Source organism: Streptomyces sp. NPDC093089 (assembly GCF_044754405.1).
Lineage (GTDB): Bacteria > Actinomycetota > Actinomycetes > Streptomycetales > Streptomycetaceae > Streptomyces.
On sequence record NZ_JBIVPA010000001.1, the window covers coordinates 344,689 to 364,232 of the forward strand.

Here is a 19,544-nt window from a genome sequence, read left to right on the forward strand (position 1 = left end):
CGATGACCACCACCCGACGCAGCACGGGACTCGCCCTCGCCCTCGCCGCCACCACGGCCCTCGCCCTCACCGGCTGCGACGCCGCCAAGGACGCGGCCGACGACGTCATCTCCTCCGCCACCGCCGCCGTCGCCTCGGCGGCCCAGGAGAAGATGAACGAGGTCAAGGACGGCGTCAACGCCGGAGGCGACGTCAAGGCCGGCGCCACCAGCACCGACGGGGACCGCACCGTCGCCGAGATCACCGCGACCAACCCCAAGGACGCGAACGCCGACTACACGATCATGGTCAACTTCAAGGACGGCGACGGGAACGTCCTCGACGCCGTCGTCCTGAACATCGACGGCGTCGCACCCGGCGCGTCCAAGACCGGCACGGCCCGCAGCAACCGCACCCTCACCGGCGCCACCACGGCCGAGATCGCACAGGCCATCCGCCACTGAACGACGCCCCGCCGGCAGACGCCGCGTCGCACCGGCCCAGGCGCCGCACCGCCGCCTGGGCCGCGGTGCTGCTCCTCGCCGTACCCGCCGCGGTCACCGCCTGCCGGCTGCTCGACACGGACGCCGTCACCCCCGTCCCCCAACTCCTCTCCGCCTTCCCCTGGCTCACCGTCCCCGCCGGACTCGCCGCACTCCTCGCCGCCGCGACCGGCCGCCGCGGCCTCGGCCTCCTCGCCGCCGTGACCCTCGCCGCCACCGCCTGGGCCTCCCTGCCCTACCCCGCGCGGACCACCGACCCCCCGGGCCGGACCCTCGCCCGGATCAAGGTCATCGCCTCCAACGTCGAAATCGGCGGGGGCACCCCGGCGCTGGCCGAGCTCATCCGCCGGGAACACCCCCAACTCGTGTTCGTGTCGGAATGCGACCGCGCCTGCGGGCGGGCCCTGACCACCGCCTTCGCCACCGAGCTCCCCCACCGCGCCGCCGTGGACGCCGCCGGCTCCGCCGGCTCCCTCCTGCTCAGCGCCGCTCCCCTGCGCGACCGGCGTAACGTCCCCGCCACCATGGGCATGCCCGGCGCCACCGCCGACATCGCCGGCGTCCCCGTGCGCCTCCAGCTCGCCCACCCCGTGCCGCCGCTCGCCCACCAGGTCCCCCTGTGGACGCGCGAACTCGACCGGGTCGCCGCCACCGCGGCCCGGTGGACGGGCCAGGCCCTCGTCGCCGGCGACTTCAACGCCTCCCAGGACCACGCCGCCTTCCGCGCCGTCCTCGACCGGGGCCGCCTCCACGACGCGGCCCGGACGGCGGGAGTCGGCCGCACCCCCACCTGGCCCCTGGAGAGCTTCCTCCCCCCGTTCGTCCAGATCGACCACGTGCTGGTCAGCGACGCCTTCCACGTCCGGTCCGTCCGCTTCGCCGACATCGCGGGCTCCGACCACCGCGCCGTCGTCGCCACGCTCGACCTGCGCGCCCCGCCCTGATCCGCCACGCTGGAAGGCATGGACAACGAGGAGATCCTTGACGACATCGGCGCCCTCGTGGAGGAGGAACGCACCCTCCGCCGACGCGCCGGCGGCCTCCTCCCCGAGGAACGCGCCCGCCTCGCCGACCTCGAGGTGCGCCTCGACCAGTGCTGGGACCTGCTCCGGCAGCGCCGCGCCAAATCCGAGTTCGGCGAGGACCCCGACACCGCGGCCCTCCGCCCCGCCTCCGAGGTCGAGTCCTACCGCAACTGACCTCCCCGGGGGCGCCTCGCGGGACGTGACCGGGGGCGGGGCCGAGGACGTGAGGGGAGACGTGGAGCGGGGACGTGGAGGGGGAGGGGGCCGTGGAGGGGGACAAGTACGTTAGGGGCATGGCACGACCCGAACGGGCCGGAAGGCTCGCCCCGCCCGCCTGGCTGACCGCGGGGTGGAAGCTGGCGCCCGCCCCGGTCCCGTGGGCGGCGGTGGTGCGCGCGTCCGTGGCCCTGTCCGCGCCGCTGGCCGCGGGGCTCGCCACCGGGCAGCCGGCGTACGGGGCGCTGGTCTCCATGGGGGCTCTGTCCGGGGTCATCGGGGACACCGCGGACGCGTACCGGATGCGGGTGTACAACATCGCGGTGCCTCAGCTGTTCGGCGCGCTCGGCGTCACCCTCGGCACCCTCGTCTTCGGGCACGGCTGGGTCGCCGTCGGCGCGCTCACGGTCGTCGCCATGGTCTCCGGGATGATCTCGTCGATCGGGGCGGTCGCCTCCGTGTCGGGGCTGCTGCTCCTGCTCAACTGCGTGGTGGGCGCGGGACTCCCCATGCCGGGCCCCTGGTGGAAGGCGCCCCTCCTCCTCACCCTCGGCGGGCTGTTCGTCCTCGCCCTCACGCTCCTCGGTTGGCCGCTGCGCCGCGCCGCCCCCGAGCGCGGCGCCGTGGCCGCGACCTACCGCTCCCTGGCCGCGCTGTACGAGGCGACGGGCACGGACGCGTACGACGAGCGGCGGCAGGACGTCACCGCCTCCCTCAACCAGTCCTACGACCTGGTCCTCGCCCGCAGGACCCGCCAGCACGGCCGGGCGCCGAACCTGGTCAGGCTGCTCTCCCAGCTGAACGTCCTCGTCCCGCTCCTGGAGGCCGCGCCCGCCGCCCATCTGCGGGCCCGGCTGATCGGGCCGCTGCCGGCGGCGATCCCCGCGGCCGTACGCGACCTGGCGGACGCCGTCGAGGAAGGGCGCACGGGGACACCGGACCTGGCCGGCCTGCCCGTGCCGGAGCGGCCCGCGGAACGGGCGGTGGACCACGCGCTGCGGCACGCCGCGGCCGTCGTGCACAAGACGGACCCCGACCCGTACAACGTGGACGACCGGCTCGGACGCCCGGCCGCGCTCCGGGTGCGGGCCCGCCGCACGGCGCGGGCCGTGCTGTTCTCCGAGGCGTCCTGGCGGTACGGGCTGCGGCTGGCCCTGTGCATCGGGCTCGCCCAGGCTCTGGTGTCGCTGATCGCCGTACCCCGCTCGTACTGGGTCGCGCTCACCGTCACGTTCGTCATGAAGCCGGACTTCGGGTCCGTGTTCTCGCGCGCGGTGCTGCGGGCGGCCGGCACGGCGATCGGCCTCGTGCTCGCCGCGTTCGTGCTGTCCGAGGTGCCGCGCGGATGGTGGGACGTGCCCGTGATGGTCGTGCTCGCCGCGCTCATCCCGGCGTTCTCGGCGAAGGGGTACGCCTTCCAGACGGCGGCCATCACCCCGGTCATCCTGCTGCTCTCCGACACCCTCAACCACCAGGGCTTCGACCTGGTCATGCCGCGGCTCTACGACTCGCTGATCGGCTGCGCCATCGCGCTCGTCGCCGGCTACCTCCTGTGGCCCGAGTCCTGGCACACCCGGATCGGGGACCGGCTCGCGGACGCGGTCGCCGACACCGCCGCCTACGTGGCCCGGGCCTTCGGCGGCGCCGAGGGAGCCTCCCGCGCCGACCGGCACCGGGCCCGGCGCAAGCTCTACCGGGACCTGTCGACCGTACGCTCCGAGTTCCAGCGCGCGTTGACCGAGCCGCCGCCCACCGGCACCCGGGCCGCGGCCTGGTGGCCGCTCGTGGTGGCCGTCGAGCGGATCGTGGACGCGACGACGGCGGCCCGGATCCGCGTGGACCACGGCGCCCCCGCCCCCGACCCGGCCGAGGTCGCCGCCGTGGAGCGCGAGTTGCGCGAGCTCGCGGACGGGCTGCGGGCCTCCGACACCCTCGTCGAGGTCCGCTCGGAACTCCCCGGGGACGAGAGCGGAGTCCTCGAACCGCTCCGCCAGGAGGTCCGCGCGGCCCGCGCCATCGCCAGTCCCGACCTGCGGTAAACCTCCCCAAGGGGGCGTACCGGCGGACTTACCGGCGGTCACGGAACGGAACCTTCCCCACCGCCGTTACCGGAAGCCACCCGGGCGACTACGATGCGCTCGAATTCACCGTGATCCGCGCCCACCGCCGTCGGCAACCGGCCCGGCGAACGGGCTGCTTCGCCCTGCCCCCCGCGCCCCGAGGACCCGCCATGCGCACCACCACGAACAGAGGGCTCCAGCCCAACGTCCTCGGCACCTTCGACACGATCGTCATGGCCGTCGCCGGCAGCGCCCCCGCGTACTCGCTCGCCGCGACGACCGCCGTCCTCTTCGGCGCGGTCGGCTACGCCGGCCCCGCGGCCCTGCTGTACTGCGCGATACCGATGCTCGGCATCGTCCTCGCCTACGCCCGCCTCGGCCGCATCGACGTCAACGCCGGCGCCGGCTACTCCTGGGTGGGCCGCACCCTCCACCCCTTCCTCGGCTTCCTCTCCGGCTGGGCGCTGGTCTTCGCCGCCACCGTGTTCATGGTGGCCGGCTCGCTGCCCGCCGGCTCCCTCACGCTCTCCCTGATCGACCCCGAACTCGCCGCGAACACCCCGCTCGCGGCCGCCGTCGGCGCCGGCTGGTTCCTGATGATGCTGCTCGTCGTCCTCGGCGGCGCCCGGCTCACCGTGCGCGCCCAACTGATCATGTCCGGCGTCGAGATGCTGATCCTGCTCGGCTTCGTGCTCGCCGCCGTCGCCCACCGGGGGCGGGCCACCGCCTTCGACTGGTCCTGGTTCGCGCTCGACCGGTTCGACGGCCCCGAGGGCTTCGCCGCCGGCGCGCTGATCGCCGCGTTCTACTACTGGGGCTGGGACGTCACCAGCAACCTCAGCGAGGAGACCCGCAACAGCCGGCGCACCGCCGGACTCGCCGCGCTCGTCGGCGTCGGGTTCGTCTTCGTCCTCTTCGAGGCCTTCACCGTCGCCGTGAACGTGCTCCTCAGCGCCGAGGAGATCCGCACCGCCGGACCCAACGTCCTCGCCGTCCTCGGCCAGGAGATCTGGCCCGGCGTCGGCGGCAAGCTCCTCGTCGTGGCCGTCCTCCTGTCGACCGTCGCCACCCTGGAGACCACCCTCCTCCAGGTCACCCGCTCGCTCTTCGCCATGGGCCGCGACCGGACCCTGCCCGCCGCGCTCGGCACCGTGCACCGCCGCTGGAACACCCCGTGGGTCGCCATCGCCACCGTCGGCGGCGCCGCCCTCCTCATGTTCGCCGCCGCCGCGGCCGCCGGCTCCGTGCAGCGCATCCTCAGCGACGCCGTCGCCGCGATCGGCCTCCAGATCGCCTTCTACTACGGCCTCGCCGGCATCGCCGCCGTCGTCGCCTACAAGTCGCTGCTGCTGCGCTCCGCACGCAACCTGATCCTCGGCGGCCTGTGGCCGCTGCTCGGCTCCGGGTTCATGCTGTGGGCCTTCGTCGAATCGCTCGGCATGCTCTCCTCCACCGCCCTCGCCATCGGCCTCGGCGGACTCCTCCTCGGCGTCGTCCCGCTCGTCGTCCACTGGCGCAAGGGCAGCGACTACTACCGCCCCGCCCGCCTGGACGCCGTCCGCGCCCTCGCCGCCACCCAGGACTCCGGCCCGGCGACCCCCCGCGCCCGCACCGGCGACAACGAGAAGAGCTACGCCACCGACTTCTGACCCCACCCCGCCCCCTGGGCCACGACGACTCCGAAGGAGGCCCCCCGATGGCCCTACGCCGCCGCTCCGCGCGCTCGGCGCGACCGGAGCGCTTCGCGCCCGACTTCGACCCGGACTTCGGGGACCGGGCGCTGACCGAGGCCCGCCACGACATCGTCATCGGCCGCTGGCAGGGCGTACGCGACCTGCTCGCCGCCACCGGGACGGACTGGGCCCGCCGCACCCACCGCCTGCGGCTCCTCTCGCACGCCGCCGCCGGCAGCTCCACCGTCGAGACCTGGCGCGCCGCCGAACCCGGCAACCCCGACGCCGCCGTCCTGCGCGCCGCGACCGAGGTCGTCCGGGTCTTCGACGCGGCCATCGCCGCCGGCCGCGGCGCCGCCCTCGAACGGGGCCGCATCGACGCCGCCGTCGACGCCTGCCGGGGCGCCGCCGAGGCCTCCCCCGCCGACCCCATGCCGTGGGTGTCCCTGCTCTCGGTCGCCCGGCTCTACGAGGGCGGCGTACCGCGCCGCGAACTCCGCCACTGGTTCGACGAGTTGCGCCGCCGCGACCCGTACAACACCGAGGGCCACATCCAGGTGCTGCGCTACTGGTCCGCCCGCTGGCACGGCACCCACGGCAGCATGTACGACTTCGCCCGCGACGCCGCCGGCGTCGCCCCGCCCGGCTCCCCGCTCCCGGTCCTCGTGCAGGTCGCCCGCGTCGAGGAGTACCGGTACATCGCCGACGGGGCACTCGGCCGGGGTCCCGTCCGCGGCTTCGACCAGCACTGGAAGCACGAGCTCGCGGTCACCGAGATCCGCCGCACCCACGCCCGCTGGATCGGCGGCCGCGACCCCGCGCGGCCCGTGGCACCCGAGGAGGTCGCCGACCTCAACTTCCTCGCCCACGCCGCCTGCTACGCCGGACAGGTCGAGATCGCCCGGGACGTCCTCGCCCTGCTCGGCACCCGGGCGGCCTGGGTCCCCTGGGCCTACACGGGCGACCCCGGGGAGCAGTTCGTACGGTTCAGGGAGGGCCTGGGGGTGGTGTGAGACACCGCCGCCAGACCCTCCCGGGCCCCCTCAGGGGGACCTGCCGACATCACACGTCGACGTCACACACCGACGTCACACACCGACGTCACACACCGGCGTCACACACCGATGTCGCGGCCGTCCTTGCGCCAGACGGAGACGACCGCCGGACGGACGATCCTCCCGGGCCCGTCGGGCCACTCCGAGGCCGGCTTCTCGACCGACGCGCCGTCGATCTCACCCGGGTGCTGGACGGCGACCAGGACCCGGCGGTCCTGGATGATCGGACCGCAGGTCTCGGCGCCGCGCGGCACCGTCAGGAACTGCTTCAGCTCACCGCGGCGCTCACCGCGCGTCGCGACGCCGAAGAGGCCGTCGTGCGAGCCGAGCTGGTTGCCGTCGGTGGAGATCCACAGGTTGCCGTGCGGGTCGAAGGCCACGTTGTCCGGGCAGGAGATCGGCGAGACCTTCTCCTTGGGGAAGCCCGCGAAGTAGGTCGCCGGGTCGTTCGGGTCGCCCGCCACCAGGAACAGCCGCCACGCGAACCCGTCGGACGCCGGGTCGTCCCAGTGCTCGGCGAGCTCCAGGATCTGCCCGTGCTTGTTGGAGTTGCGCGGGTTGGCCTCGTCGGCCGGCGCGTAACCCGCCTTGCCGCGGTTCGAGTTGTTCGTGAGCGCCACGTACACCCGGCCGCTGCGCGGCGACGGCTCGACGTCCTCGGGACGGTCCATCTTCGTGGCCCCGACCTTGTCGCCCGCGACGCGCGTGAAGACGTACACCTCCTCGGCCGTCATCCCCGGCACGTGCGACACGTCGCCGGTCGCCAGCGGGATCCACACGCCGGAACCGTCGAACTCGCCGTCGTTCGGGAGCTTGCCGGTGCCGTCGATCTCCGCGGCCGGCGAGTCGCCGGTCAGCTTGGCGACGTACAGCGTGCCCTCGTCGAGCAGGGTGAGGTTGTGCTCACGGGCCGCCCGCGAGCCGCCCTTCTTCATCCGCTTGCTCGACACGAACTTGTAGAAGTAGTCGAACCGCTCGTCGTCACCCATGTACACGACCGGACGGCCGTCCTCGGTGAGCCGGGGCTGCGCCGCCTCGTGCTTGAAGCGGCCGAGCGCGGTGCGCTTCCGGGGCGTCGACTCCGGGTCGTACGGGTCGAGTTCGACGACCCACCCGAAGCGGTGCACCTCGTTCGGCTCCTGCTTCAGGTCGAAGCGCTTGTCGAACCGCTCCCACTTCCGCTCGGTCGCCCCGGTGCCCACGCCGTACCGCTTGTCCGTGGCGGAGCTGCCGTTCGCGAAGTACTGGTTGAAGTTCTCCTCGCCGTGCAGCGTCGTGCCCCACGGCGTCGTGCCGCCCGCGCAGTTGTTCAGGGTGCCGAGCACCGTGCGGCCGGTCGGGTCCGCGGAGGTCTTCAGCAGGTCGCTGCCCGCGGCGGGACCGGTGACCTCGAACTCGCTCGTCGTGTGCAGGCGCCGGTTCAGGTGGTGCCGCGTGACCGGCGTCAGCTTCCCGCTCCGGTGCTCCTCCTGCACCACCACGACCGACAGGCCGTGCGCCGCCCAGGCGATCTCCACCTGCTCGCGCGTCGGGTTCGCGGCGTCGTAGCCGCGGAACATCAGCACCTCGTCGGTGTACTCGTGGTTGGCCACGAGCACCTGCCGGCCGTGCTCGCCCCGCAGCGGCAGCAGCGACAGGAAGTCGTTGTTGTAGCCGAACTGCCCGGCCTGCGCCTTCGCCGTCTGCTTCTCCGCGTCGAACGCCGGCGCGCCCCGCAGGATCGGCTCGCCCCAGCGGATGACCACGTTCTGCGCGTACCCCTCCGGGACCGTCACCCGGTCGTCCGTGTTCGGCGCGACCGGCGCGAACCGCAGCCCGCGCGCCCCGTCGACCGCCCCGGGCTTCCCGTGCCCCGTGGGCGCCGCTTCCGCCGCCGGCGCGTTCCCCAGCACCACGGCCCCGCCCGCCGCCGACGCCACCGTCACGACCGCCGCCGCCCGCAGCGCCGAACGCCGCGAAAGCGCCCCGGCTATGACATCGCCGACGTACTCGTTGGCGCTCGTGTTCGGCACCTCGTGGAAGCAGGCGTCGCCGCACCGGTAACGACACGTGAGAGCGGAACGCCCGCCTCCGTGGTTGTTCATGCTCAGCAGCGGCAGCAGTTTGCGCACGTCGTCCTCCTCCGGCGCACACCGCGCCGACAAGCTGTCGGGAATCCTTCGGCCGCGACGCTATGTGTGGACCTCTGCACACGGACGGCCACCGGATGAACGCCGAATGAATGCGCGGCAACCGCAGGCGACCGGGTCACCGAGGAGGCGGGGACTGGCCGCTAACCTTACGTGTCCGCCCTGGCCAGGGATGATCGTCCCGAAACGCCCAGTACGGACATTCACACCGCACCCCATCTCATGCGAAAGGGTTCGCCCATGGGTATTCGGAGCATGCTGCGCAAGGTGTTCGGCCGGGACCGCGAGGAATCCCCGGCAACCTCCGTCCCGTCCCAGACGCGTGAGACCCCCTCCCCGTCCCCCGACACCCCCGAAGCCGCCGCCCAGCGCAAAGCCGACGAACTCGTCGCCGAAGCCTTCGACAACCCCCAGATCCCGAAGGCCCGCACCGCGGACAGCACCGCGGACAGCACCGCGCCGGCTGCGACGGACGACACGGTGAGCGCGGCTGCCGCGGACGCGGACGCGGGCGACACCGCGGCTGCCGCGGACGCGGACGACGCGGCAAACGCGGCTGACGCCGATGTCGACGTCGACGGCGCTGTGGATGCGGCTTCCGACAACGCGGGCGACACGGCGGACGCGGCTGTCGCCGACGCGAGCGAGCCGGAGGCGGCCGAGGCCGAGGCCGTGGCCGTGGCCGTCGACGCTGAGGCGGTCCACGTCGAGGCCGTGGACACCGAGGTGGCTACGGATGCTGCCGCTCCTGCGGCGGACGCCGCCGACTCGGCGGAGCCGGAAGCGGTCGACGCCGACGCGACCGCCGAGGACGTGGCGGAGCCGGAGACGCCGGCCGGAGACGTGTCGACCACGGCTGACGCCGACGTCGACGCCGACACCGACACCGACGCGAGCGAGGCGGCCGAGGCGGAGGTGGCCACTGACGCCACGAGCCCGGCCGAGGCGACGGACGAGCCCGCGGCTGCGACCGACGCGCCTGTGGAGGCGGAGGCCGAGGCCGAGGGTGCGGCCGACACGGCGGAGGCCGAAGGCGCCGCCGACGCGGTGACCACGGCTGACGCCGACGCGGACGACGCAGTGGTCACGGCTGCTGCCGACGACACGGTGACCACGGCTGCTGCCGACGACACGGTGACCACGGCTGACGCCGACGCGGACGACGCGGTGGAGGCGACCGCCGACGCGGTGGAGGCGACCGCCGACGCGGTGGAGCCGGAGGCGAAGACGGCTGCCGCCGACGAGGCCCCGGAGACGGCTGCCGCCGAGGCGGAGCCGGCGGAGGCGAACGCGGACGACACCGCGCCGGAGGCCGCGCCGGAGGCCGAGGTCGCACCGGAGACCGAGGTCGCACCGGAGGCCGAGGTCGCGGAGGACGCCGAAGCCGCGCCGGAGGCGGAGGGTGTCGAGGGCCCGCAGGAGCCCGCGGTGGCGCTCGCGAAGGTGAAGGCCGTGGCCCCGCACCTGGCGGAGGCGTACAAGGCGGCGGGCGCGGCCCTGAAGAAGGAGGGGCTGGCCGGGGCGCGGGCGGCGGTGTACCTGGTGGTGGACCGGTCCGGGTCGATGCGCGGCTACTTCAAGGACGGCTCGGTGCAGCGTCTGGCGGAGCAGGCGGTCGCGCTGGCGGCGCACCTCGACGAGGCGGCGACCGTGACGACGGTGTTCTTCTCGACGGACGTCGACGGGACCGTCGACCTGGCTCCGGCCGACCTGACGCCGACCCGCGTCGAGGAGGTCAACGGCACGCTGGGCCGTCTGGGCCGGACGAACTACCACCGTGCCGTGGAGGAGGTCCTGGCCCACCACGAGAAGGCCGATCCGACGCGTCCGGCGCTGGTGGTGTTCCAGACGGACGGCGCGCCGGAGTCGAAGACGGCGGCCGCGCAGGCGCTGGCGGAGGCGGCGGACCGTCCGCTGCAGTGGCGGTTCGTGGTGTGGGGCGAGGAGGACAACAAGGCCTTCGACTTCCTGCGGAAGCTCGACGGCACGGCCCGTAGCGGCGTGTACTTCGCGGGCGTGACGCCGGTGGAGACGGCGCACGCCGCGTTCTACCGGGGTGTGCTCGGAGGCCTGGAGTTCTGAGGCCCGTGCCGCGGGCGGGCGGCGGGGGTGGTGGTGACCGGCAGGGTCGCCACCACCCCCGAGCCCGCCCACCGGCCGCCCCCGGCCCTCACCGGCCCTCATCGGCCGCCCCGGGGTTTATCAATGTGAGGGGAGCTTCGTCGGCCCGTTAGGATTTCGGCCATGGCGGCCACTGGAACCGAGAAGCAGGGGTCGAAGGCGTACTACGTCACGACCCCCATCTACTACGTCAACGACGCTCCTCACCTGGGCCACGCCTACACGACCGTCGCAGGCGACGTGCTCACGCGCTGGCACCGTCAGCGCGGCGAGAAGGTGTGGTTCCTCACCGGCACGGACGAGCACGGTCAGAAGATCATGCGCACGGCCGAGGCGAACGACGTCACGCCCCAGGCCTGGTGCGACAAGCTCGTCGAGGAGGCGTGGAAGCCCCTCTGGGAGCACCTGAACATCGCGAACGACGACTTCATCCGCACCACGCAGAAGCGTCACACGGACCGCGTCCAGGAGTTCGTGCAGGACCTGTTCGACAAGGACGAGATCTACAAGGGCGGGTACGAAGGCCCGTACTGCGTGGGCTGTGAGGAGTACAAGCTCCCCGGGGACCTCATCGAGGCGGAGGACGGCACCAAGCTGTGCCCGATCCACAAGAAGCCGGTGGAGATCCTCAAGGAGGAGAACTACTTCTTCAAGCTGAGCGAGTACGGCCCGAAGCTGCTGGAGTTCTACGAGGCGAACCCGGGCTTCATCCAGCCGGAGTCGGCCCGCAACGAGGTCGTGAACTTCGTCAAGCAGGGTCTGCAGGACCTCTCCATCTCGCGCTCGACGTTCGACTGGGGCATCCCGATCCCGTGGGACGACAAGCACGTCATCTACGTGTGGGTCGACGCGCTCCTGAACTACGCCACGGCCGTCGGCTACAACGAGAACCCGGCGAAGTTCGAGGAGACGTTCCCGGCGAACGTGCACCTGGTCGGCAAGGACATCCTGCGCTTCCACGCGGTGATCTGGCCGGCGATGCTGATGGCGCAGGGCCTGCCGGTCCCCGGCCGGGTCGCGGCCAACGGCTGGCTGATGGTCGGCGGCGAGAAGATGTCGAAGTCGAACCTGACCGGCATCAAGCCGCAGGACCTGACCTCGCACTTCGGCGTGGACGCGTACCGCTGGTACTTCCTGCGCGCCATCGCCTTCGGCAGCGACGGCTCGTTCTCGTGGGAGGACTTCTCCGCCCGCTACACGTCCGAGCTGGCCAACGACTACGGCAACCTCGCCTCGCGCGTGGCGGCGATGGTCGGCAAGTACTTCGGCGGCGAGCTGCCGGCCTCGACGGCCGACGGCGACGCGGAGAAGGCGGTCCACGAGGGCCTGGCGAAGGCCGTCGCGACCGCCGACGCCAAGATCGGCGAGGAGCTGGACTTCCAGGGCGGCATCCTGGCGATCTTCGACTTCGTGAAGCAGGTCAACGGCTACATCACGGAGCAGGAGCCGTGGAAGGTCGCGAAGGACGAGTCGGAGGAGGGCCGGGCCCGCCTGGCGACCATCCTCTACACGGCCGCCGAGTCCCTCCGCGCCGTCGCCGTCCTCCTCAACCCGATCATGCCCGAGACCTCCCAGGCCCTCTGGGACTCCCTCGGCGCCGAGGCCTCCCTGGGCGCCCTGGCCGCCCAGCCGGTCCAGTCCTCCGGGACCTGGGGTCAGCTGGCGCCCGGCGCGACGGTGACGAAGGGCGCGGTGCTCTTCCCGCGCCTGGAGGAGAAGAAGGACTGACCACGCACGAAGGCCGCCGCTCCCGTTTCCGGGGACGGCGGCCTTCGTCGTACGCGCTCCCCCGTCACCAGGTCAGGGCCAGGGCGGCGACGGCCGGGGCCATGTAGACCAGCGGGAAGGGCGCGTGACCGTAGGCGCGGGCCCTCAGCACCGTGATGACGGCGCCGGTGAAGTACAGGATGAGCCCGATCGCGGCGAGCGTCCCGATCACAGGGACCCAGATCCCGACGACGAGCCCGACGGCGCCGGCGGCCTTGGCGGCGCCGAGGAGGTTCCACCACGACCGCGGCACGCCGTACTCGGCGAGCGGCTCGACGACGAACCTGGCCTTGAAGAAGATCGACGCCCCCGAGAACCCGGCCATGAACGCGGCGACGGCGGTGACGACGACAGCGGTGGTGGACATCTCGGTGAACATCGCGACGGCTCCTTCAGCCTCTCCGGTGTCCGCCTCGACCGAGCCGGACACAGCGCTGACGGAGCCCGGACGTCATGTGTGACGGTCCGAGCGAGGAACTTCAGTGGACCCAGTTGTTCAAGGGTTCCGTGTCCAGCTCCATCCCGACCGGCTCCGGCAGGGCGACCGTCTTGCCGAAGGGCACGGTCACGACCATCTCGTACCGCTCGCCGTCCGGCTGGGAGTGGACCTTCACCTCGCCCGCGGTCCTGTCGATCAACAGGTAGACGGGAATCCCCGTCTCGGCATAGGCATGCGGCTTCTCCACCCGGTCACGCCGCCCGGTGTCCGAGTCGCCGGACGTGACCTCGACGGTCATGAGGACCCCGTCGGAACTGGCCCATTCACCCTGGCCGACGAAGGTGCCGCTCGGGGCGAGGCAACCGTCGGGACGGGCGTTGCCCTTGCGGTACTTCTCGATCCTCAGCCCTTGATCGGGGTAGAGCCACCAGCCGACATCGACCTGAATGCACAGGCGCGTGAGCCACTCGATGATCCGCCCGTGGTCGCCGTCCGGCAACGCCTTCTCCTCGATCTTCCCGTGGATGAATTCAAGGCGCAGGGATTCGTCCACACGTTCGCCGAGACGGGCGAGTTCCTCGAACCCCTCCTGCGTCAGGACGCTCACGGCAGACTCCTCCTGGATCGGTGGCGCCTTCCACGGTACGGGCTCCCCGGCCCGCGTGGCCGGGTTCGTCGCTGTCGCCATGACGGGCACGTTGGCATATGCCGGCACCCCGGGATCCGGGAATCCTCGGCCTTCACCCCTGTGGGTGACGCCGTGCGTCGGGTTCATCGACCCGCCCCGCGGTGCGCCCCCGATTACGCACCTCGCACCCGCACCGAGGGTTCCGGTCTCCGCGCGGGTAAGGTCCCCATTCGTTCGATCATCTGATCGATTCCTTCACCCCGGGGGGTCTACCAGCCATGTCCACATCGAAGCCCGCGCCGAGTCGCAGATCGGCTCTCGCCGTCCTCGCCGGAGTGGCGGCGGGCGGTTCGCTGCCCTTCGCCGTCGCCCCCTCGGCCAACGCCGCCGCCCCGACCGGCACCATCGCCACCGCCGCCACACCGTCCGGCACCGCCGCCACGTCGGCCGGCACGACGGTCCCCATGGCGCCCGGCGGAAAGCTGCCGATGGTGGCCGATCCCGGCGACCCGTGGCACTTCACCGCCCATCCGTCCGGGGCACTGACCACCCGCGTCCTCTCCGGCACCCCCGCGTGCCTGGAGGTGTCCGACGACGCCGGGGTGCTCGCCACCCTGACCACCGGCGCCAAGACGGTGACGGTGCGCGGCCCGAAGCGCTGGTTCACCGAACAGAAGAAGCCCTTCGCCGACCGCTTCGCCCGTACGCCCACCACCGGCTGGGGCACCTCCCCCGGCGGCGGCACCTGGACCCGTCACAACGGCGTGGCCGGGGACTACTTCCTGGAGTCGGGCCGGGCCGTCGTCAACCTCACCGCGAGCAACGCCAGCCGGCACGTCTTCCTCTCCGACCAGCGGGTCGGGGACTTCGACGCCGCCGCCCGCTTCTCCTTCGACAAGGTCCCCACCGGCGCACCCGTCTCACTGGCGCTCTCGTTCGGGGTCCAGGACGTCGACAACCACTACCGGGCCCGCCTTGAGGTGACCCCGGCCAAGGACGTCCGACTGGTCCTGGAGAAGGAACTCGCCGACGTCTCCGGCACCTTGAGCGCGGCCGTCACGGTCGGCACCGGATTCGCGGCCTTCGACCACTGGTGGGTCCAGGTGGAGAAGAGCGGTCCCGTGATCCGGGCCCGCGCCTGGCGCGACGGCACGCCCACGCCGGACACCTGGCACCACAGCGTGCGCGACCCCGAGCAGCAGCCGGACAAGGTCTTCGACTCGGGCTCCCTCGGAGTCCGCGCCCTCGCCTCCCAGGGGGCCACGGTGCCGCTGGAGGCCCGGGTCTACGACTTCGTGGTCACCTCCGCCGACTGGGCGGACCCGCCGGTGGTCTGCCACGACACCTGGGTACGGGTCCTTCCCGAGCCCTTCGACGGCACCTGGACCCCGGCGCTGGAGCAGCGCGTCCGCGCCTGGGCCGCGGACACCTCGCCCGACGCGCTCGCGTACGCCTCCATGTTCCGTCCCCACGCGCCCGCCGTCACCGACCCCGCGCTCCAGGGCGCCCAGGTGCTGGGCGCGTCCGGGTACAGCGAGACGGACGACGCCGGGCTGCGCTATGTCGGCGCCGACTTCCACGAGTACATGGGACTCGCCTGGACCTTCCCGGCCAGTGGCGAGAGCACCGGGACCCCGGAGGCGCAGTGGAAGGGCAATCTCGACTGCTCGGGCTTCGTCCGCATGGTCTACGGCCACCACATGGGCATCCCGATGGTCCTCTACAAGGACTACGACGGCCGCAACCTGCCCCGTACCTCGAAGAGACAGGCCACGAACGGCCCCGGCACGGTCGTGGCCTCGGGCACCGACGCGCCGCCCTCACTCACCGCGCTGCGCATCGGTGACGTGGTGTTCTTCGACGCCACCACCGACCCCGACGACCCGGAGGCCACCGCCGGTGTGGTCGACCACACCGGCATCTACGTCGGGCAGGACCAGCACGGCGGTCTGCGTTTCGTGTCCAGTCGCAGGACCCCGAACGGGCCGACCATGGCCGACCTCGGCGCCAAGTCGATCCTGAACGGCGCGGCGACCGACCTGTACACCAAGACCCTGCGCGTGATCCGGCGGTTCTGAGCCGGGCCGCCCGCGCCCCGTCTCCGGTGAGGACCGGGGCGCGGGGCGCGGTCGGTCCATGCGATCAGTGGCCCGACGCGTACGAGACGAAACCCGCCCAGGCGGCCGGCGACAGCGCGAGCTGGGGACCGGAGAGGTTCTTGGAGTCGCGGACGTGGACGGTGGCGGGGGTGGGGGCGATCTCGATGCAGGACTCGCCGTCGGTGCCACCGCTGTAGCTGCTCTTGAACCACGCCAGTTCGGAGGCGTCCCCGGCGGAGGCCTTGTGGATCATGTCTCTCCCAGCAGTTGCTCGATGAAGGCCAGCGACTCCCTCGGCGAGAAAGCCTGCGCCCGGATGGTGCCATATCGCAGCTCAAGGATTCGCAGCTGCTTGGGATCGGTGATCGGCCGCCCGCTGAACGCACCGTCGGAGCGCCCCACCGCCGTCCCGTCAGGGAACTTCAGCAGCTCGATCCTGCCGTCCAGACCGGGGTGGGCCTCGGTGTTCGTCGGCATGACCTGAAGCGTGACGTTGCGCAACCGCCCCACCTCCAGCAGATGTTCAAGCTGCCGTCGCCACACCATTGTGCCCCCAACCTGTCGGCGCAGCGGAGCCTCTTCCAGCACGAAGTGGATCGACGGAGCCGGGTCCCGTTCGAAGACCGACTGCCGGGCCAGACGAGCGGCCGCCATACGTTCCACATCGTCCGGCGAGTACGGGGGCTGCGCTGCCTCGATGAGGGCCCGTACGTGCTCCGGTGTCTGCAACAGCCCAGCGATGATGTTGCACTCGTACACGCCGATCTCGACTGCCTTGGCCTCCAACTTCCCGAGCGCCCGGACCTTCTTCGGGTACCGGACCTTCGCCACGTCCTCCTTCATGGCGGAGAGCAGCCCACCCGCTCCCAGCACCTCGTCCGCCTTGTCCAGGAACTCGGGTCGCGGGATCCGCTTCCCGCTCTCGATCTTGTAGATGAGGTCCTCGCCGTAACCGGTGGCCGCTCCGAGCTCAGTGGCCCGCATCCCCACCGCCTCCCTCCGCAGCCTCAACTGCCGCCCCACGGTGGCGACGACGGCCACACCCCAGTCGTCGTCCGGGTCGACCTCCCACCCCGGCTCGTCCGCCTCGGTCTTGAGTCGCTGCGCCCCACCGTCCACCGACATACCGCACCTTTCCCTCGCCCCTTCGTGGCGCGATGCCCCTACCCCTGCGGCGGGTCCGGACAGCCCGGACAGCAGTGGACAAGCTCCGGACAGTGACTCTACGCATCGGCGCCGTCACTGTTCACGGTAGCCGGGGGCGACCACGCTCGGACCCATGAGCCAGCAGATCACCTCCCAAGTCCCAGCCCTCACAACCCACTTCAGCGTGCTCCTGTCCCCCACGCCACGCGGGGCCCGACTGGCCCGGCTGCTGGCCGTCGAGTGGATGCGGGATCACGAGGTGCCGTACGGGGTGACGGAAGCCAGCGCCCAGGTCGTCGCCGAACTCGCCACGAACGCCGCGACGCACGGCCGGGTCACCGGCCGGAGCTTCCGGCTGGCACTCATCGCCCGCGAGGAAGTCCTGCGGATCGAGGTCACGGACACGCGGAGGGAGAGCATGCCCCGCATCCAACAGACCTGCCCCGAAGGCGACTCCGGACGCGGACTGCTCCTCGTCGAGGCGCTGGCCGACCGATGGGGCACCGAGCTCGGTCCGGTACCCCGCAAGACGGTATGGGCGGAGCTCTCCCTGCCACCACGCTCCTGACCTGCGAAGAAGACGTGGTCACCGAACCCTGGGAACGCGGAGTCCGGTGGGGCGGACGATCTCCTCAAGGACGACCACAGCGAGAAAGAACCCGTACCAAACCCCACCCCTCCGCCCCGCTGGGGCCGGACTCACTCGCTTGAGTGAAAAACCCCAAATCGGCTGGCTATAGGGCAGGTTGCTTGATCTACGCTCAGCGCGACACACCACACAACTGCTGACATGCGTCGGCCCCCGCCGGGACGGCAATCCCAATGCGAGGGCCTGACCACCGAGGAAGAGAACGACTTCCCGATGGATACCCAAAACACTAGCGCGCGCTCGTACGCCGAGTCCCGTAACGACGGGAAAAACCACCCCTCCCGGGGTACGGCCGCACGCCCCGGCGGCGTCGTCCACGACAACACCCGCCACACCACCCGCTTCACGGTGGTCGGCAACCACCTGGCCCAGCACGTCGAGCTGTCACTGATGGCGATCGGCCTGGCGGTCCACATCCAGTCGCTCCCCAGCGGCGCACGGGTCGACATCGACACCCTCGCGGCCCGCTTCCCGGAGGGAAAGACCAGGATCGCCAACGCCCTGCGCGAGCTGGAGGTCCACGGCTACCTGCGACGGACGCGGTTACGGACGGAGCAGGGCCGCATGGTCACCCGTACGGTCTCCTGCAACCGGCCGGGCCGGACCGGTGGCGAGGACGGACCGAGTCCCCCGCCCCGGCCCCGGCGGGCCGCAGAGAAACCACCGCGCCGCCGCGTCCTGCCCTCCGTTCCGGAGCCCGTGTACCCGACGCCGGACCTCCTCCAGACCGCCCTCGGCGTGCTCTCCGGCCTCCGCCGCGCAGACCCGCGACTCCTGATCTCCGCAACGGACGCCGAACACCTCGTCCCGGGCGTCGCGGCCTGGCTCGAACGCGACCTCACACCCGAGGCGGTCCACCGCGCCCTGACCCACGACCTGCCGCCGGACCCCCTCCACCGCCCGGCCGCCCTCCTGGCCCACCGCCTCACGGCCCAGCTCCCACCCCTGCCACCGTTCCGCACCCCGCACGAGGACCCGGCCGTCCGGCACCCCCTCCAGAACTGCGACACCTGCGACCGCGCCTACCGCGCCCCAGGCCCAGGCACCTGCGGCGCCTGTACACCCGCAGGCACCACCCTCCCGACCTGACGGGGTCGCACCTTCGTCCACCGGAGCCGCCGGAACCGCCTGAACCGGTCGACGAGACGGCAGTGGCACGACGGAGGTTTGGGCGTCTGCTCGGGGAGTTCCGGCGTACAGCGGTCCTGGTCGAGCGACTTTGACACGTGGCTCGAAGTATCAATTCGCGTTTCGACAAAGTCGCATCCTGCCGAGTCGCAGCAATCCCGGCTTCGTGCCACGATTGTCATGAGCCGAGCATGGGATGGCGCCCCGCCAGGTGGCGTAGGGGATCAAGGCGCCGAAATCCGCATGCCAGGTACGACGCCAGGACTCTGTCGAGCCTTCACTCCGTCGGCCTTCAACCGGCCTCACCGGAACACCTCACGGGCTGCCGCCTCCACGGAGATCGCTCTGGGCCTCCTGCTGGAACGTGCAGCGAGCCCCCACCCATTCCAGTCCCCGAAAGGGGAAATCAATGTTCTTCTACAACGTCAGTACGCGGGCCGGCGGGTCGGGAAAGCTTGAAGCATCCGGCGACTACGCCCACCTGAAGAGCTTCCCGGCCGGACAATTCGGAACCTGGGGAGAGATCGTATCCCCCGGCAGTGGCCGACTGTTCTTCTACAACAGCAACGGGGGAAGTGCGCTCGCCGGGTCAGGCCGGCTCGACGCCACAGGAAACTACGTGAACCTCAAGGACTTCCCCGCCGGCCAATTCGGACAGTGGACCGACATCGTGCCCCTTGATGACGGCCGGCTCTTCTTCTACAACTCGAACACGCGGGCCGCCGGATCGGGGCAACTCGACGCATCCGGCGACTACGCCCACCTGAAGAGCTTCCCGGCCGGACAATTCGGAACCTGGGAGACGATCGTATCCCCCGGCAGCGGTCGGCTGTTCTTCTACAACAGCAACGGGGGAAGTGCGCTCGCCGGGTCAGGCCGGCTCGACGCCACAGGAAACTACGTGAACCTCAAGGACTTCCCCGCCGG

At 71.9% G+C, this 19,544-nt stretch carries 17 protein-coding genes; 12 read left to right on the top strand and 5 right to left on the bottom strand.

Annotation, left to right across the window (positions count from 1 at the left end; all coding sequences use genetic code 11):
* The first annotated feature begins 2 nt into the window (after positions 1-2).
* The 6 genes from ACIQFX_RS01685 (at position 3) to ACIQFX_RS01710 (ending at position 6,469) form a co-directional block, all read left to right on the top strand.
* Positions 3-443 (top strand): hypothetical protein, encoded by a 441-nt coding sequence (locus tag ACIQFX_RS01685; protein WP_402457703.1) that lies wholly within the window; start codon positions 3-5, stop codon positions 441-443.
* A gap of 65 nt (positions 444-508) precedes the next feature.
* A complete protein-coding gene (locus ACIQFX_RS01690) occupies positions 509-1,426 on the top strand; it encodes an endonuclease/exonuclease/phosphatase family protein (protein WP_402457706.1) in 918 nt (305 codons plus the stop codon).
* An 18-nt stretch (positions 1,427-1,444) separates the two neighbouring features.
* Complete coding sequence (locus ACIQFX_RS01695) at positions 1,445-1,681, top strand: DUF2630 family protein (protein ID WP_402457709.1); 237 nt, start codon at positions 1,445-1,447, stop codon at positions 1,679-1,681.
* Between the two features lie 119 nt (positions 1,682-1,800).
* A complete protein-coding gene (locus ACIQFX_RS01700; protein WP_402457712.1) occupies positions 1,801-3,762 on the top strand; it encodes an FUSC family protein in 1,962 nt (653 codons plus the stop codon).
* 191 nt (positions 3,763-3,953) lie between these two features.
* Entirely contained in the window at positions 3,954-5,432 is a 1,479-nt protein-coding gene (locus ACIQFX_RS01705) for an APC family permease (RefSeq protein WP_402457714.1), read from the top strand.
* Between the two features lie 47 nt (positions 5,433-5,479).
* Positions 5,480-6,469 (top strand): hypothetical protein, encoded by a 990-nt coding sequence (locus ACIQFX_RS01710; protein WP_402457717.1) that lies wholly within the window; start codon positions 5,480-5,482, stop codon positions 6,467-6,469.
* A 101-nt stretch (positions 6,470-6,570) separates the two neighbouring features.
* On the opposite strand, the gene ACIQFX_RS01715 is transcribed toward ACIQFX_RS01710, so the two are convergent.
* On the bottom strand, positions 6,571-8,622 hold the full coding sequence (locus ACIQFX_RS01715) for a PhoX family protein (protein ID WP_402457720.1): 2,052 nt from the start codon (positions 8,620-8,622) through the stop codon (positions 6,571-6,573).
* 258 nt (positions 8,623-8,880) lie between these two features.
* Here ACIQFX_RS01715 and ACIQFX_RS01720 point away from each other — a divergent pair, with 258 nt between their 5' ends.
* Together ACIQFX_RS01720 and metG are read left to right on the top strand one after the other, a co-directional pair.
* Positions 8,881-10,722, top strand: coding sequence for a VWA domain-containing protein (locus ACIQFX_RS01720; RefSeq protein WP_402457724.1), 1,842 nt, complete (start codon positions 8,881-8,883; stop codon positions 10,720-10,722).
* 162 nt (positions 10,723-10,884) lie between these two features.
* Complete coding sequence (gene metG, locus ACIQFX_RS01725) at positions 10,885-12,489, top strand: methionine--tRNA ligase (protein WP_402457726.1); 1,605 nt, start codon at positions 10,885-10,887, stop codon at positions 12,487-12,489.
* 64 nt (positions 12,490-12,553) lie between these two features.
* Here the strand turns inward: metG and ACIQFX_RS01730 are convergent, their stop codons facing one another.
* A complete protein-coding gene (locus tag ACIQFX_RS01730; RefSeq protein ID WP_402457728.1) occupies positions 12,554-12,907 on the bottom strand; it encodes a DoxX family protein in 354 nt (117 codons plus the stop codon).
* Between the two features lie 100 nt (positions 12,908-13,007).
* The gene (locus tag ACIQFX_RS01735; RefSeq protein WP_402457731.1) at positions 13,008-13,574 is read right to left on the bottom strand and encodes a Uma2 family endonuclease; all 567 of its coding nucleotides are present in this window, start codon (positions 13,572-13,574) and stop codon (positions 13,008-13,010) included.
* Between the two features lie 299 nt (positions 13,575-13,873).
* Here ACIQFX_RS01735 and ACIQFX_RS01740 point away from each other — a divergent pair, with 299 nt between their 5' ends.
* Positions 13,874-15,673, top strand: a complete 1,800-nt coding sequence (locus tag ACIQFX_RS01740) for an NlpC/P60 family protein (RefSeq protein WP_402457736.1) — start codon at positions 13,874-13,876, stop codon at positions 15,671-15,673.
* Between the two features lie 64 nt (positions 15,674-15,737).
* On the opposite strand, the gene ACIQFX_RS01745 is transcribed toward ACIQFX_RS01740, so the two are convergent.
* The gene (locus ACIQFX_RS01745; protein ID WP_402457739.1) at positions 15,738-15,947 is read right to left on the bottom strand and encodes a DUF397 domain-containing protein; all 210 of its coding nucleotides are present in this window, start codon (positions 15,945-15,947) and stop codon (positions 15,738-15,740) included.
* Positions 15,944-16,819 carry a helix-turn-helix domain-containing protein gene (locus ACIQFX_RS01750; RefSeq protein ID WP_402457742.1) on the bottom strand — a complete coding sequence of 292 codons (876 nt, stop codon included), beginning with the start codon at positions 16,817-16,819 and terminating at the stop codon, positions 15,944-15,946. The genes ACIQFX_RS01745 and ACIQFX_RS01750 overlap by 4 nt, the downstream gene beginning before the upstream one ends.
* A 154-nt stretch (positions 16,820-16,973) precedes the next feature.
* Here ACIQFX_RS01750 and ACIQFX_RS01755 point away from each other — a divergent pair, with 154 nt between their 5' ends.
* The 3 genes from ACIQFX_RS01755 to ACIQFX_RS01765 all read left to right on the top strand — a co-directional run.
* Positions 16,974-17,408, top strand: coding sequence for an ATP-binding protein (locus ACIQFX_RS01755; RefSeq protein ID WP_402457744.1), 435 nt, complete (start codon positions 16,974-16,976; stop codon positions 17,406-17,408).
* A 294-nt stretch (positions 17,409-17,702) separates the two neighbouring features.
* Complete coding sequence (locus ACIQFX_RS01760; RefSeq protein ID WP_402457747.1) at positions 17,703-18,578, top strand: helix-turn-helix domain-containing protein; 876 nt, start codon at positions 17,703-17,705, stop codon at positions 18,576-18,578.
* A gap of 448 nt (positions 18,579-19,026) precedes the next feature.
* Positions 19,027-19,544 (top strand): hypothetical protein (locus ACIQFX_RS01765; protein ID WP_402457750.1); only part of this gene is annotated, 518 nt, incomplete at its 3' end.